Below are 13,863 nucleotides of genomic sequence, written 5' to 3' on the forward strand. Positions count from 1 at the left end.
ACCTCACGCCACGTCCGGGTCCGGATCCGCCGGACGGCCCGTCAGGGTCGCGAGGCTCTCTCTCACATGGGCCATGTGCTCCCGCAGCCCCTCGCGCGTCTCCGCGTGCTCCCGCAGCAGCCGCTCGGTCTCCTCCTCCACGCGCTGCTCCTCCACGCGCGCCTCCGCCAGCAGCTCCGCCGCCCGCGCCTCCGCCTCCCGCTCGCGCTGACGCGCCATCTCCTCGGCGTCCGCGTACGCCTTCTCGGCCTCCGCCAGGTGGCCCTCCGCCTCCGCGATGAGCCCCGCCAGCCGTTCCTTCTCCTCCGCGCGCCGCTCGGCCAGCTCCTGCTCCGCCGCATCCCGCTGCTCCGCGTGCACCTTCTGCTGGGCCGCCATCAGCGCCTCCGTGCGCTCGCGCACCTGGCGGAGCTCCGCCTGCGCCTCGCCCCGCGTGCGCTCGGCCTCGCCCCGGGCCTCGGCCCGTACCTCCTGCGCCTTCTCCCGGGCCGAGAGCAGGATCTGCGCGGCCTCCTCCTCGGCCGCCGCGCGCAGCGCGTCCGCCGCCTCGCGCGCCGCGTCCCGGGCCTGCCGCCCCGCCTCGTCGGCCGCGTCGGCCAGGGCCTGCGCCTCGGCCGCCGCCCCCGCCCGTACCGTCCCGGCCTCTTCCTCCGCGAGCACCAGCAGCTGGTGGGCCTGCGGCCCGAGCGACTCGTACCGCTGCGGCTGCAGCCCGGCGACGACCTCCCGCAGCCGGGCGGCCTCCTTGTCCATCTCCTTGGCCAGGACGGTCAGCCGCGCCGCGCGCTCCCACGCGCCGTCGCGGTCGGCCGAGAGCTGGCTGACGTAACGGTCGACGTCCTTCGGGCGGTAGCCCCGGCCCTTGGCGACGACCCCGAACCCGTGCGGTGATGTTGATGCTGTGTCAGGACTCATAGGCCCAGGATGCGTCAATCATCACAAAAAGGGACGTAATGACCGGCCTGTACGGAGCAGGCCGGTCACCCTTCGTCACCCCTCGTCCCCTCGGCTCACCTCACAGCAGGCCGTCCCACATCTGCTCCAGCAGCACCGACCACCAGCTCTCCGGCGACGCCAGCGCCGCCGGGTCCAGCATCGCCAGCTGCGCCTGGAAGTCGACGGTCCACCGCCCCGCCTGCTCCGGAGTCAGCCCGAACCTCAGCCGCCACATCCGCCCCAGCAGCGCCAGGCACCGCGTGAACTCCGGCAACCCGCTGTTCACGAACTGCGGCGCCACCGGCTGACCACCCGGCCCGGCCTCCACCGGTACGGCGACGATGTGCGCGGTCCCGTACTGCACACACAGCGCCCGCCCGAAGTCGGAACCCAGCACCAGGTACGAACCCGCGTCACCCGCCGGCTGCACCTGCCGCTGCGCCGCCAGCTCGGCGAGTGTCGGCACGACCGGCTGCGCGGGCTGCGCCCAGAAGAACGGCCCGAAGTCCGCCGGCAGCCCCGCCCACACGAGCGTGAGCGCCACCAGCTCCGGCACGCCCTGCCGCGACACCGCCCGCTGGTCGAACCGGCAGATGCCCTGCGGCCCGAACGCCGCCGCCAGCTCCTGCGCGATGGCCTCCGGCGGGACCGGCGGCGCGGGCTGCACCGGCGGCAGCGGGGCGCGCAGCGGTGCCGGGCGCGCCGGACCGTCCGCGACCTGGTGCAGCTCGCCGTGGTGCGCGATGAGCTGTGCCATGCCCTGCTGACGGCTGGCGTGGTCACGCCCGTACGAGGCGATCGACGTGATCCGGGCCTGCGGCCAGGTCTCCCGGATCATCCGGGCGCAGTAGCCGCCGGGCAGGTCGCACGACTCCAGCTCGGTGTGCAGCTCCAGCACCTGGTCCGGCGGGATGTTCATGGCGCGCAGCTCGTGGAACATCTGCCACTCGGGGTGCGGCGTGCCGGGCGCCGAACGGCGGATGAGCTGCTGCTCGGAGCCGTCGGGCGCGCGGTAGCGCAGCACGGCCTGGTAGCCCGGACCGACGGTCGGCTGCCCGGTCGGCTGGCCCATGGGCTGCCCCATCGGCGGCTGCGGCTGCGGGAACGCGGGCGCGGCGGGCGCGGGCGCGGGCGGCGCGGGGGGCTGCGGGCCCCCCGGGCCCGGCTGCGCCAGCATCGTCGCGGCATGGTGCACCCCGCCCCCGGGCGGCGGCGTGGCACCCGGCGGCCGCGGCGCACCCGGCGCCCCGGGAGGACCGGGCGGAGCCGGCGGCTGCGGACCACCACCGGTACCACCGGTACCACCAGGGCCACCGATCCCACCAGGCCCCGGATGCGCCAGCATCGTCGCCGCATGGTGCGCGTCGCCACCGACCGGCCCCGGCGGCGCCGGAGGCGGCGGGCCGGCGGGCCCCGGCTGCGCGAGCATCGTCGCCGCGTGGTGCACCCCACCGCCGGGCGGCGGCGTGGCCCCGGGCGGCGCGGGCGGCGCCGGAGGCGCGGGCGGCTGCGGACCCTCGGGGCCCAGCTGCGCCACGAGCTGCGTCGGTACGTAGCCCCCGGCGGGCGCACCGGGAGCACCCGGCCCCGTCGCGGGCGGCCTGGCCCCCGGCGTACCGGGCGCACCGGGCGGCGGCGGAGTCGTCGGACCGGCACCCCGCGAGGGCCGCGCGGCGCGCGGCGGCAGGACGGCCTTGCTGGTCGCGGCGTCCGCGATGTCACCCGCCGCCGGCGCCGGCGCGCCCGGTGCCGCGGCACCGGGCATGGCCTGCGGGTCCAGCGCGGGCGCGATGGCGGTACGCGGCAGCTGACTGCCACCCGGCAGCAGCGCCGTCGGCGCGTCGGCGCCGACCGCCGGCGGCGGCGTCTCGTCGTCGTCCGCCCCGGTCAGCGGCGGCGCGAACACGGTGGCGGGCAGCGGTACGGAACCGTCGTCCCCGCTTCCGTTCCCCCCGCTGGTGTCGTTCCAGGACGGTCCGGCGGGCCCGGCCGACCCGGCGGGCACGCCGTCGGAGGCGGTGGGCTCGTAGTCCACGCCCCCGCGCCCGCCCGCACCGGCCGGCGCGGCCCAGACGTCCTCACCCGCGGAGGCGGAACCACCACCGGCCACGGGAGCGGCAGGAGCCGCGACCGCGGGCTCCGCAGCCTCACCCACGGCCACAGGCTCCGAAGCCTCAGAAGCCCCAGACCGCGGAATGCCCCGCTTGTCCGCCGCGTCCTGCAACCACTCCGGCGGCGTCAGCAGGAACGACGTCTGGTTCAGGTCGATGCGCTCCGGCGCGGGCGCGGCCGCCGGGGCCGCGTCGACCGGCGGAGCCCCGTACTCCTCCTCGTACCGGCGGATCACCTCACCCACCGGCAACCCCGGCCACAGCGTCGCCTCACCGCTGTCCCGGGCGATCACCAACCGCTGACGCCCGCCGTCCGACGTCGGACCCTCCTCGCGGTCCTCCGCCCACACCACGAACCCCAGCTCGAACTCCCGCACCCGCACCTCACGGTGCTGGTACGCGGGCACGTCGCCGTTGACCCACTCTTCCGCGCGCTCCTGCGCCTGCGCGAAGGTCACCATCGGACCGTCACCCCTCGTCCGAGACCGGGACGGCCCGCGCGAAGCCGCCGTCCACCATCAGGTTCGCCACCGTCTCCAGCTCCGGCGGATTGCCCGCCAGCCGCTGCAGGAACTCGTCGAAATCCGCCCCACAAGGCAACAGCAGCCGCTCCACACGCTCCTGCACCGTCAAGCCGTCCTGATCCCGCGCGTCGTCGTACGCGCAGAACCACACCGACCCCGCACCCGCGCCCCTCACCTTGACCGCGAGGATCCCGCCCTGGACAAAACCGACACCCAGGTAATCCTTCGTCAGATGGTCCCGCAGACACTTGTTGACGTAGACCAGGTCATTGACCGCCGCCTCCTCGCGCACCGTGAAGAACGGCTGATCGACCAGCAGCCCCAGCTCCGCGTCGAGCGCGGCACCCACCGGCGCACAGCCGCCCGCCGCCTTCAGGAACGAGCGGTACGCACCCGGCAGCCGGTAACCGAGGTCCTCCTCCACACCCTGCAGCTGCGCCTCGGACACCGACAGCGCGCCCTTCGGCAGCCCGAAGTGCGCGGGCCGGGTCTCCTGCAGCGGCCGCGTACCGCGCTTGCCGTGATCCACCGCGGCCGTCGCCAGCCCGCCGTGGTGCCGCAGCAGCGCCTTCACCTCCACCGGCACCAGCTCCATGCGACGCGTACCCGCCACGTGGTGCCACGTCCAGCCGTGCGGCGTCGCCACCGGCGGAATCGTGTCCCACAGCTCGTGCCCGGACGCCGCGAGCGCCGCGTTCGCCGACACGTAATCCGTCAGCCGCAGCTCGTCGACGCCGAAACCCTCCGGCGGCTCGGCGATCTCCGCGGCCGCACGCGCGTACGGCGAGAAAACCGGACGCCCGTCCGCGTCCACCCGCACACCCCTGGGGTGCCGGGCGGCACGCACCGGGTCCGGGAAATGCACGACCTGCCCGGCGTAGGCCGCGTTCGGTGGCGCGGCATGATGCTGCCCGAGCCGACCTGTCGTCATGGCGGTTGCCCCCTGCTGCTGCTGGCTTGGTCCGCACAGCCTAAGCGGTGGGGCAACACGGGGAACCCGTCCTCCGTTTCGGTGACCCGACGTCACCCCCAGGTGACCCACCGACGACCACACGACACACCGATCACACGTTTAAGCGCCCCCGCTTCCCCATCAGCTCACCCATTTGGCAGGCTGTTGATCGCAACTCGGGGGATTGCAGAGGGGACGACAGGCACCATGTACACAGTGCAACCAGCAGCAGCCACACCCGCGACCAGCGGGACCAGCGCGACGAGCGGGACTCCCGCCACGGGCGACCCCCGCCTCACCTGGAGCAGCAGCACCCCCGACCGCGCCCCCGCCCTGCGCCACCGCCGCGACGGCATACTCCCCACCGTCGGCGCCGCCCTCTCCGTACGCGGCGAAACCCTCACCTGCACGGCCGGACGCGGCAACCGCCCACCCGCCCTGCACCCCCTCGTCCAGGACTTCCTCGACACCCTCACCAGCGGCCAGCGCGAACGCTTCACCGGCCGCTGCCCCGAAGCCATCCTGCTCTCCCGCCACCTCACCGCCACCGAGGCCGGCCGCTCCAAACGCGCCCAGCGCAAACCCCTCACCCAGGGCGAAGCCCGCCGCGCCCTCAAACACGCCAAACTCACCGCACGCCGCATCCGCGAGGACGGCGACCCCCTCCACGGCAGCTACGCCGCGCCCTGCCGCTCCTGCGCGGCGCTCCTCGCCCACTTCGGCGTACGCCCCGTCGACCCGACGACCACCGACCGGAACGGCTGACCGCACCCCCATGCCCGACCTCAACACCACCCGGTTCCCCGTCGCCGTCGACGCCGCCCTCCGCGAGGCCGGATGGCAACCCGGCCGCTGGGACATCAAGCAGGCGGAACACTGGGCCGACGCCCTCCGGGCACACGTCTCCCCCGCCGGACACCGGCACAGCGTCTTCCCCGCCGCCGTCGAAGCCTGGGCCGAATTCGGCGGCCTCCACATCGCGGGCCCCGGCCCCGGCCGCCAGATCGCCCCCACCCCCGTCCGCTTCGACCCCCTCGCCGGACTCCACCTCGCCCGCAGCCTCGCCGACCTCGGCCGCGCCCTGGAGACCGAGATCGCCCCCCTCGGCGAGGAAGCCGACCACCAGGCCGTCCTCGCCATCGACACCCAAGGCCGCGTCTACAGCCTCGACCACTCCGGCGACTGGTACCTCGGCCCCGACATCGACCACGCCCTCGCCACCCTGATCACCGGCGCCCTCCCCACGCGCCTCACATCCCCCTGAGAGCTGAGAGCTACGCCGCCGAAGCGGGCGCCACCGGCAGCACCGCCGACACCTTGAAACCGCCCTCGTCCGTCGCACCCGACACGAAGACCCCACCCAGCGCGGTCACCCGCTCCCGCATGCCCACCAGGCCGTTTCCCCCACTCGGCAGACCGGCATCCGCCACCGCACCGTCCGAGGGACCGTTCTCCACCTGCATCGCCACCTCGTCCCCCCGGTGCGCCAGGCGCACCACCACCTTCGCCCCCGCCGCGTGCTTGTGGACGTTCGTCAACGCCTCCTGCACCACCCGGTACGCCGTCTGCTCGACGTCGGGCGCGTACGTCCGCGCCTCGCCCATCACCCGCAGCTCCACCACCATCCCCGCCTGCCGCGACTGCTCCACCAGCTCGTCCAGGGCGTCCAGGCACGGCCCGTCCTCCGACGCCGCCTCCGCCGCGGCAGCGGCGGCCGCACGCCCCACGGCCTCCAGCGGCACCGACGCGGACGGCGGCGGCGGCGCCACCGGCTGGGGCTCCTCCGCCCGCAGCACCCCCAGCATCTGCCGCAGCTCCGTCAGCGCCTGCCGCCCCATGTCGCCCACCAGCGCCGCGTTCTTCACCGCCTTCTGCGGATCCTTCAACGCCACCGCCTGGAGCGCCGCCGCGTGCACCACCATCAGGCTCACCCGGTGCGCCACCACGTCGTGCATCTCCCGCGCGATCCGCGTCCGCTCCTCCACCCGCGCCATCTGCGCCCGCTGCTCGGCCCGGTCGGCCAGCAGCGACAGCTCCTGCTCCAGGCTGTCCGCCCGCTCCCGCAGACTCTCCATGAGCCGCCGCCGTGCCCCTATGTACAACCCGAACAGCACGGGCGGGGCGTTCAGCCCCAGCGACAGCATCACCGACACCAGCGGCACGTACCACGACGACGTCTCGAAGTCCGCCGCCGCGACGTCCTGCCGCACCCGCACGTACGTCACGATGAACACCGCCGCCAGCGACATCCCCGCCAGCGCCGCGATGATCCGCCGGGGCACCTCAGAGGCGGCGAGCGTGTACAGCCCGACGATCCCCATCAGGTAGCCCATCTCGGCCGGCGTGATCGCGATCGACACCAGCACCACGGCGACGGGCCACCGCCGCCGCACCAGCAGCACGGCCCCGGCGACCAGCCCGAACAGCACCCCCACCGGCACGGGCAGCCCGGCGTTCTCCGCGAACCCGACCCCCTCGCCGGCACACTCCAGCGCCGACACCAACGCCAGCACCACGTCCAGCACGGCGCTGCGCCGTCTCCCCCACCACCACCAGCCCCGGGCGGTCGCGCCCGCAGCGTCCTGGTGTGCCCCCGTTGTGGTCATGTCTCCCAGCCTACGGGCGGCGACCACCTCTTTTCCGGCGAGTCCAGCAGCACAAACAGGGACGATCCGCATCCGAAACATACACATATCCCTCGAACACGTGAATCGCCCGCGCATTCGACCCGGACGTCCGGATTCCGGACGAACCTGTCCGCGTGACCACTGCGCTCGGCAAGTACGCCGACTTCGAGAGCCTGCGCGAGCAGGCCATCGCCCTGCGCCGGGAAGGCCTCAGCCTTCGCCAGATCCGCGACCGCCTGGGCGTCCACAACAACGACATCCTCAACCGGCTCGTGAAGGGAGAACCGCCGCCGGAGTGGACCAAGCGCCCCCGCGCCAAGGACGACCTCCGGGCCAAGGCCCGCGAGCTGCGACTGCAGGGCATGACCTACGACCAGATCCAGATGGAGCTGGGCTGCTCCAAGAGCTCCATCTCGCTGTGGGTGCGGGACCTCCCGAAACCGGAGCGGAAGCGGACCCCCGCGGAGGCGTCGGCTATCGCGAAGCGAGGCTGGGAGCCGACACTGCGGCGCCGCGACGCGGAGCGGCAACAAGCGAAGGCGGCCGCCGCCACCGCAGTCGGCGAACTGTCCGACCGTGAGCTGTTCCTGGTGGGCGTGGGTCTCTATTGGGCCGAGGGCACCAAATCCAAGCCGCATCGCCCACAGGAGCGCGTCACCTTCATCAACAGCGACCCGGACATGGTCAGGGTCTTTCTGGCCTGGCTACGCCTGCTCGGCATCACAAGGGAGCAGCTGCGATATCACGTACACGTGCACGAATCGGCCGATGTCGCAGAAGCCGAGCACTTCTGGGCCGAGGTCGTCGGCGCAGACGCATCAGCCCTGGGCAAGACGACACTCAAGAGGCACAACCCCAAGACCAACCGGAAGAACACCGGCGAGGGTTACCGCGGCTGCCTGGTGGTCCGCGTCCTCCAAAGCGCCGACTTGTACCGTCGCGTCGAAGGGGCTTGGTACGGCATAGTAGGTGCTGCCCTCGCGACCGATCGAAAGAATCGGACATAAGGGGCAGACCATCCCGGGTCGTCTAATGGCAGGACAAATGGTTTTGGTCCATTGAATGAGGGTTCGATTCCTTCCCCGGGAGCTCCTAGGTTCGGGTCCTGACCTCACGGTCAGGACCCGCACTCGTTTCCTCCCCGAAACCCCCCGGTATCCTGCGGTTGTCCACCACCCGAAAGCCGAAGGGCATTCCCGTGAGCGCCAACCGCCCGGCAGCCGTCGTCGTCCTCGCAGCGGGTGAGGGCACCCGCATGAAGTCGAAGACCCCCAAGGTCCTGCATGAAATCTGCGGGCGCTCGCTCGTCGGGCACGTCGTCTCGGCGGCGCGCGAGCTGGAGCCAGAGCACCTGTGCGTCGTCGTCGGGCACGCGCGTGAGCAGGTGACCGCGCACCTCGACGAGCACTACGCGGGCACCCGTACCGCCGTGCAGTACGAGCAGAACGGCACCGGGCACGCCGTGCGCATGGCGCTGGAGGAGCTCGGGGCCGGGGCGCTGGAGGGGACCGTCGTCGTGGTGTGCGGGGACACGCCCCTGCTGTCGGGTGAGACGCTCGGCGCGCTCGCGGCGACGCACGCCGCCGACGGCAACGCCGTCACCGTGCTGACCGCCGAGGTGCCGGACTCCACCGGGTACGGGCGGATCGTGCGCGACGCCGGGACCGGCGCGGTGACCGCGATCGTGGAGCACAAGGACGCGACCGAGGCGCAGCGGGCGATCCGGGAGATCAACTCCGGGGTGTTCGCGTTCGACGGGAAGCTGCTCGCGGACGCGCTGGGCAAGGTGCGGACGGACAACAGCCAGGGTGAGGAGTACCTGACGGACGTCCTCGGCATTCTGCGGGAGGCGGGTCACCGGGTGGGGGCGTCGGTGGCGCCGGATCACCGGGAGATCCTGGGGATCAACAACCGGGTGCAGTTGGCGGAGGCGCGTCGGCTGCTGAACGAGCGGCTGTTGGAGCGGGCCATGATGGCCGGCGTGACGGTCGTGGACCCGGCGTCGGTGTTCGTGGACGCGACGGTGACGTTCGAGCGGGACGCGGTGGTGCACCCGAACACGATCCTGCTGGGTGCGACGCATCTGGCCGAGGACGCCGAGGTGGGTCCGAACAGCCGGCTGAAGGACACCCGTGTGGGCCGTGGCGCCCGGGTGGACAACACGGTGGCGGACCGTGCGGAGGTGGGCGAGGCGGCGACGGTGGGCCCGTACGCGTATCTGCGCCCGGGCACGGTCCTGGGGCCGAAGTCGAAGGCGGGCACGTACGTCGAGATGAAGAACGCGCAGGTGGGTGAGGGGTCGAAGGTCCCGCACCTGTCGTACGTCGGTGACGCGACGATCGGCGAGTACTCGAACATCGGCGCCGCGAGTGTGTTCGTGAACTACGACGGCGAGGCGAAGCACCACACCACGATCGGGTCTCACTGCCGGACCGGTTCGGACAACATGTTTGTGGCTCCTGTCACGGTCGGGGACGGGGCTTACACCGCCGCCGGCTCGGTGATCACGAAGGACGTGCCGCCGGGTTCGCTGGCCGTCGCCCGTGGCCAGCAGCGGAATATCGAGGGTTGGGTGGCGCGAAAGCGTCCCGGGAGTGCTGCCGCGCAGGCTGCGGCGGAGGCCTCCGAGCAGGCCCGACGCGAGGACTGACCGGAAACAGGTGCGTCGAACTCGGCGTACCGTGATACGTGCACACAAATTCGGCTGGTTCGCGCGGAAGTGGCTCGCGGCCAGAGAACACGTCTGAGGAGACAGTGCTGTGACCGGGATCAAGACGACCGGCGAGAAGAAGCTGATGCTCTTCTCCGGCCGCGCCCACCCCGAGCTGGCCGAGGAGGTCGCACATCAGCTGGGTGTCGGCCTCGTGCCGACCAAGGCGTTCGACTTCGCCAACGGTGAGATCTACGTCCGCTTCCAGGAGTCGGCGCGCGGCGCGGACTGCTTCCTGATCCAGAGCCACACGGCTCCGATCAACAAGTGGATCATGGAGCAGCTGATCATGATCGATGCTCTGAAGCGGGCTTCGGCCCGGAGCATCACCGTGATCATCCCGTCGTACGGCTACGCCCGGCAGGACAAGAAGCACCGTGGCCGTGAGCCGATCTCGGCCCGTCTGATCGCGGACCTGCTGAAGTGTTCGGGTGCGGACCGCATTCTGACGGTGGACCTGCACACGGACCAGATCCAGGGCTTCTTCGACGGCCCGGTGGACCACCTGTCGGCGCTGCCGGTGCTGGCGGACTACGTGGGTGCGAAGGTCGACCGGAACAAGCTGACGATCGTGTCCCCGGACGCCGGCCGTGTGCGGGTGGCGGACCGCTGGTGCGACCGGCTGGACGCGCCGCTGGCGATCGTGCACAAGCGGCGTGACAAGGACGTCGCGAACCAGGTCACGGTCCACGAGGTCGTCGGTGAGGTCGAGGGCCGGGTGTGTGTCCTGGTGGACGACATGATCGACACGGGTGGCACGATCTGCGCCGCCGCCGAGGCGCTGTTCGCGCACGGCGCGGAGGACGTGATCGTGACGGCGACGCACGGCATCCTGTCGGGTCCGGCGGCCGACCGTCTGAAGAACTCCAAGGTCAGCGAGTTCGTGCTGACGAACACCCTGCCGACGCCGGGTGAGCTGGAGCTTGACAAGATCACGGTTCTGTCGATCGCGCCGACGATCGCCCGCGCGGTCCGTGAGGTGTTCGAGGACGGTTCGGTGACGAGCCTCTTCGAGGAGCAGGGCTGAGCACCACATGAGCGAAGGGGCCGCTCCGACCATGCGTCGGGGCGGCCTTTCGCTTTCGGTTAGACTGGTGTAGTTGCTCGGCGAGGGAGGCCGTACCCGTTCACTCGGTACGGCGGTCCGTTATCGACGCGCTCTTCGTAGCAGGCCAAGTCCAGTCGTGGCCGGGTGACCACGACCGTTGATCCGTCTGACACTTACGAGGAGTGCACATGTCCGAAATTAAGCTCGCCGCGCAGACCCGCACCGAGTTCGGCAAGGGTGCGGCCCGTCGCATCCGCCGCGCCAACCAGGTGCCGGGTGTTCTCTACGGCCACGGCTCCGACCCGATCCACCTGACGCTGCCGGGCCACGAGCTGCTGCTGGCGCTGCGTACGTCGAACGTCCTGATCTCCCTGGACATCGACGGCAAGACCACCGAGCTGGCGATCCCGAAGGACGTGCAGCGTGACCCGCTGAAGGGCTTCCTGGAGCACGTCGACCTCCAGCTGGTCCAGCGCGGCGAGCAGGTCACCGTCGAGATCCCGGTCGTCGCCGAGGGCGAGCTGGCCGCGGGCGGCAACCTGCTGGAGCACGTGCTCAACGCGCTTCCGGTCGAGGCTGAGGCCACCCACATCCCCGAGTCGCTGACGGTCTCCGTCGAGGGCCTGGAGGCCGGTGCCTCCGTCCTGGCGAAGGACATCCCGCTGCCGAAGGGCACCACGCTGGCCGTCGAGGGCGACACGGTCGTCCTGCAGGTCCTGGCCGCGCAGGCCGAGGAGCCGGCCGCCGAGGGTGCGGGCGACGAGGCCGCCGAGGCCTGAGCCCTTCCGGGTTCCGCTTGACGGGGTGGTGGGCTGTGGCCCGCCGCCCCGTTTCCCTGTTCCTACGCGAGGAGACGTGACGACATGACGACGGACGCCGGCGCCCCCTGGCTCATCGTGGGTCTGGGCAATCCGGGGCCTGAGTACGCCGGCAATCGGCACAACGTCGGGTTCATGGTGGCCGATCTCCTCGCGGAGCGGATCGGCGGGAAGTTCAAGCGTGCGCAGAAGGCGCAGGCGCAGGTGGTGGAGGGCCGGATGGGGCCGGTGGGGCCGGCGAACCGGCGGGTGGTCCTGGCGAAGCCGATGTCGTACATGAACCTGTCGGGTGGTCCGGTCACGGCGTTGCGGGACTTCTACAAGGTGCCGACGGCGCACATCGTGGCGATCCACGACGAGCTGGACATCGACTACGGAGTGCTGCGGCTGAAGCTGGGTGGCGGGGACAACGGGCACAACGGTCTGAAGTCGATGACGAAGGCGATGGGGCCGGAGTACCACCGGTTGCGGTTCGGTATCGGGCGTCCGCCGGGGCGGATGCAGGTGGCCGACTTCGTGCTGAAGGACTTCTCGTCGGCGGAGCGCAAGGAGTTGGACTACTTCGTGGACCGGGCGGCGGACGCGGTGGAGTGCCTGGTGACGGAGGGGTTGGAGCGGGCGCAGTCCGCGTACAACTCGTGACGGGTTCCGTTCGGCATTGACCGGGTGCGGTCATGTGCCAGAGGATCGCGCCCCATGAGCAAGAAGCGGACTTCAGCCCTCCCGTACGCCCGTAGTGCCGTCATGGCGCTGGTCGCCCTGCTGCTGGTGGTCGCGGGCACGTGGGCGTCGTGGGGTACGGCGCAGCACGTCCTGCTGTCGAAGGGGCGTGAGCACGGCACGCTGACGGTCACGGGCTGCTCGGAGGATGTCTGTACGGGGCGGTACGACCCGGAGGGGCCGGCGGGGCCGCGTACCGGCATGACGATCGGTCGTTCGGTGGCGGTGGAGGAGGGTGGCAGCTACGCGGTGGTGGTGAAGCCGGACACGACGGAGGTGGTGCGCGTGGGCTGGTCGGGTGGGTTGCACGCGTGGCTGCCGCTGGGTGGTGCGCTGCTGCTGGCGGCGCTGGTGATCGGTGGGGGGATGCGGTTGCCGCGGTTGGCGTGGGTGTCGGCGTCGGCGGGTGGGGCGCTGTTGGTGGGGGCCTTCTTCGCGCTGTGACGCCGGGCGGGGTGTAGGGGGTGAGCGCGCAGGGGGCGTAGGGGCGTAGCGGAATGGGTCATTCACTCAATCGTTACGGGGAACATTGGGGCAAGGCGCAGTCCTTGGTACGGATGCGGCGCAAGTCTCCTTGACGGGGCGTCGGGAATCACAAGAGGCTTCAGCCGCCCCCCACGGCCTCCCTCTCTCGTTGGACTGCCCATGCGCACTCTTACTCTTTCCGGCGTGCTGGTGGCGGCTGCGGCCTGCTCGCTGGTGTTTGCCCCCTCCGCACTCGCCACCAAAGGCGACAACGGCACCGTCAAGATCCATGACGCGTCGACCGGCGAGGAACTCCTCAAGAACGAGCCGCACGTCTGCACCTTCTACCTCGACGCCTTCGGCTTCGACGACGGCCAGGAGGTCGACTGGCGCATCGAGGCCTGGGCGCCGACGGCCGGTGTCAAGGGTGAGACGGTCAAGACCGGTTCGCTGACGCTCGACGGCTCCGGCCACGGCCGTACCGAGGACCTGTCGCTGCCCGACGGTCACTACAAGCTGTTCTGGAACTTCGACGGCGAGAACGGCCGGGCCAAGCAGAAGGTCTTCTGGACCGACTGTGAGGCCGTCGAAGGTGACGGTGACGGGAAGCCGGGCACGTCCGGGCCCGGCGAGCGGCCGTCGGCCGAGACCTCCGACGAGACCTCCACCGAGGTCTCGGACGAGGCGTCCGCCGGTGCCTCCGGCTCGGCGGCGGGCGGCGAGTCGTCCGCCTCCGCCGTCCCCGTCACGGACGGCTCCGGTGGCGGCGACCTGGCCGAAACCGGCAGCTCCGCGCCCGTGGGCGTCCTCGCGGGTGTCGCGGCCGCTCTGGTCGCGGGTGGCGGCTACCTGGTGGCGCGCCGCCGCAGGACCCAGGTCGAGGCCCAGGCCCCGGCTTCGGCGGAAACCCTGTAGCCGTTGCCGTAGCCGGCAGTGACGCACGAGGGGGCGC

13 protein-coding genes and 1 tRNA gene are annotated in these 13,863 nt (G+C 71.9%); 10 read left to right on the plus strand and 4 right to left on the minus strand.

Annotated features, from left to right (window positions below):
* Window positions 1-3: 3 nt before the first annotated feature.
* The 3 genes from ACIRNI_RS23510 to ACIRNI_RS23520 form a co-directional block, all read right to left on the minus strand.
* Window positions 4-915: a cellulose-binding protein gene (locus ACIRNI_RS23510; RefSeq protein WP_403553971.1), complete on the minus strand. Its 912-nt coding sequence runs from the start codon at window positions 913-915 to the stop codon at window positions 4-6.
* Window positions 916-1,015: 100 nt separating this feature from the next.
* Entirely contained in the window at window positions 1,016-3,508 is a 2,493-nt protein-coding gene (locus ACIRNI_RS23515) for an SUKH-4 family immunity protein (RefSeq protein WP_403553973.1), read from the minus strand.
* Between the two features lie 7 nt (window positions 3,509-3,515).
* On the minus strand, window positions 3,516-4,502 hold the full coding sequence (locus ACIRNI_RS23520; protein ID WP_403553975.1) for an SMI1/KNR4 family protein: 987 nt from the start codon (window positions 4,500-4,502) through the stop codon (window positions 3,516-3,518).
* A gap of 228 nt (window positions 4,503-4,730) precedes the next feature.
* Here ACIRNI_RS23520 and ACIRNI_RS23525 point away from each other — a divergent pair, with 228 nt between their 5' ends.
* Together ACIRNI_RS23525 and ACIRNI_RS23530 are read left to right on the plus strand one after the other, a co-directional pair.
* Window positions 4,731-5,288 carry a YwqJ-related putative deaminase gene (locus ACIRNI_RS23525; RefSeq protein ID WP_403553977.1) on the plus strand — a complete coding sequence of 186 codons (558 nt, stop codon included), beginning with the start codon at window positions 4,731-4,733 and terminating at the stop codon, window positions 5,286-5,288.
* A gap of 10 nt (window positions 5,289-5,298) precedes the next feature.
* Window positions 5,299-5,787: an SUKH-3 domain-containing protein gene (locus ACIRNI_RS23530; RefSeq protein WP_403553979.1), complete on the plus strand. Its 489-nt coding sequence runs from the start codon at window positions 5,299-5,301 to the stop codon at window positions 5,785-5,787.
* A gap of 10 nt (window positions 5,788-5,797) precedes the next feature.
* On the opposite strand, the gene ACIRNI_RS23535 is transcribed toward ACIRNI_RS23530, so the two are convergent.
* Window positions 5,798-7,129, minus strand: coding sequence for a sensor histidine kinase (locus ACIRNI_RS23535; protein WP_403553981.1), 1,332 nt, complete (start codon window positions 7,127-7,129; stop codon window positions 5,798-5,800).
* Between the two features lie 155 nt (window positions 7,130-7,284).
* Here ACIRNI_RS23535 and ACIRNI_RS23540 point away from each other — a divergent pair, with 155 nt between their 5' ends.
* From ACIRNI_RS23540 to ACIRNI_RS23575, 8 genes are all read left to right on the plus strand, one after another.
* On the plus strand, window positions 7,285-8,157 hold the full coding sequence (locus tag ACIRNI_RS23540; RefSeq protein ID WP_403553983.1) for a hypothetical protein: 873 nt from the start codon (window positions 7,285-7,287) through the stop codon (window positions 8,155-8,157).
* An 11-nt stretch (window positions 8,158-8,168) separates the two neighbouring features.
* Window positions 8,169-8,239 (plus strand) — tRNA-Gln (locus ACIRNI_RS23545).
* 109 nt (window positions 8,240-8,348) lie between these two features.
* Complete coding sequence (gene glmU / locus ACIRNI_RS23550; RefSeq protein ID WP_403553985.1) at window positions 8,349-9,800, plus strand: bifunctional UDP-N-acetylglucosamine diphosphorylase/glucosamine-1-phosphate N-acetyltransferase GlmU; 1,452 nt, start codon at window positions 8,349-8,351, stop codon at window positions 9,798-9,800.
* A 109-nt stretch (window positions 9,801-9,909) separates the two neighbouring features.
* On the plus strand, window positions 9,910-10,887 hold the full coding sequence (locus ACIRNI_RS23555; protein ID WP_031068797.1) for a ribose-phosphate diphosphokinase: 978 nt from the start codon (window positions 9,910-9,912) through the stop codon (window positions 10,885-10,887).
* 209 nt (window positions 10,888-11,096) lie between these two features.
* On the plus strand, window positions 11,097-11,687 hold the full coding sequence (locus tag ACIRNI_RS23560) for a 50S ribosomal protein L25/general stress protein Ctc (RefSeq protein ID WP_403553987.1): 591 nt from the start codon (window positions 11,097-11,099) through the stop codon (window positions 11,685-11,687).
* 84 nt (window positions 11,688-11,771) lie between these two features.
* Window positions 11,772-12,368, plus strand: coding sequence for an aminoacyl-tRNA hydrolase (pth, locus tag ACIRNI_RS23565; protein WP_403553989.1), 597 nt, complete (start codon window positions 11,772-11,774; stop codon window positions 12,366-12,368).
* A gap of 54 nt (window positions 12,369-12,422) precedes the next feature.
* A complete protein-coding gene (locus ACIRNI_RS23570; RefSeq protein WP_403553991.1) occupies window positions 12,423-12,890 on the plus strand; it encodes a hypothetical protein in 468 nt (155 codons plus the stop codon).
* 201 nt (window positions 12,891-13,091) lie between these two features.
* Window positions 13,092-13,826, plus strand: a complete 735-nt coding sequence (locus tag ACIRNI_RS23575; RefSeq protein ID WP_403553993.1) for an LAETG motif-containing sortase-dependent surface protein — start codon at window positions 13,092-13,094, stop codon at window positions 13,824-13,826.
* Window positions 13,827-13,863 lie beyond the last annotated feature (37 nt).

The sequence above is a fragment of the Streptomyces sp. NPDC093546 genome (assembly GCF_044765045.1).
GTDB lineage: Bacteria > Actinomycetota > Actinomycetes > Streptomycetales > Streptomycetaceae > Streptomyces.

Bases quoted from the DNA above. Each gene is read 5' to 3' on its own strand.
- ACIRNI_RS23515 (WP_403553973.1), bottom strand. From the start codon at position 3,508: ATGGTGACCTTCGCGCAGGCGCAGGAGCGCGCGGAAGAGTGGGTCAAC.
- ACIRNI_RS23520 (WP_403553975.1), bottom strand. From the start codon at position 4,502: ATGACGACAGGTCGGCTCGGGCAGCATCATGCCGCGCCACCGAACGCG.
- ACIRNI_RS23525 (WP_403553977.1), top strand. From the start codon at position 4,731: ATGTACACAGTGCAACCAGCAGCAGCCACACCCGCGACCAGCGGGACC.
- ACIRNI_RS23510 (WP_403553971.1), bottom strand. From the start codon at position 915: ATGAGTCCTGACACAGCATCAACATCACCGCACGGGTTCGGGGTCGTC.
- pth (WP_403553989.1), top strand. From the start codon at position 11,772: ATGACGACGGACGCCGGCGCCCCCTGGCTCATCGTGGGTCTGGGCAAT.
- ACIRNI_RS23570 (WP_403553991.1), top strand. From the start codon at position 12,423: ATGAGCAAGAAGCGGACTTCAGCCCTCCCGTACGCCCGTAGTGCCGTC.
- ACIRNI_RS23530 (WP_403553979.1), top strand. From the start codon at position 5,299: ATGCCCGACCTCAACACCACCCGGTTCCCCGTCGCCGTCGACGCCGCC.
- ACIRNI_RS23575 (WP_403553993.1), top strand. From the start codon at position 13,092: ATGCGCACTCTTACTCTTTCCGGCGTGCTGGTGGCGGCTGCGGCCTGC.
- ACIRNI_RS23535 (WP_403553981.1), bottom strand. From the start codon at position 7,129: ATGACCACAACGGGGGCACACCAGGACGCTGCGGGCGCGACCGCCCGG.
- ACIRNI_RS23560 (WP_403553987.1), top strand. From the start codon at position 11,097: ATGTCCGAAATTAAGCTCGCCGCGCAGACCCGCACCGAGTTCGGCAAG.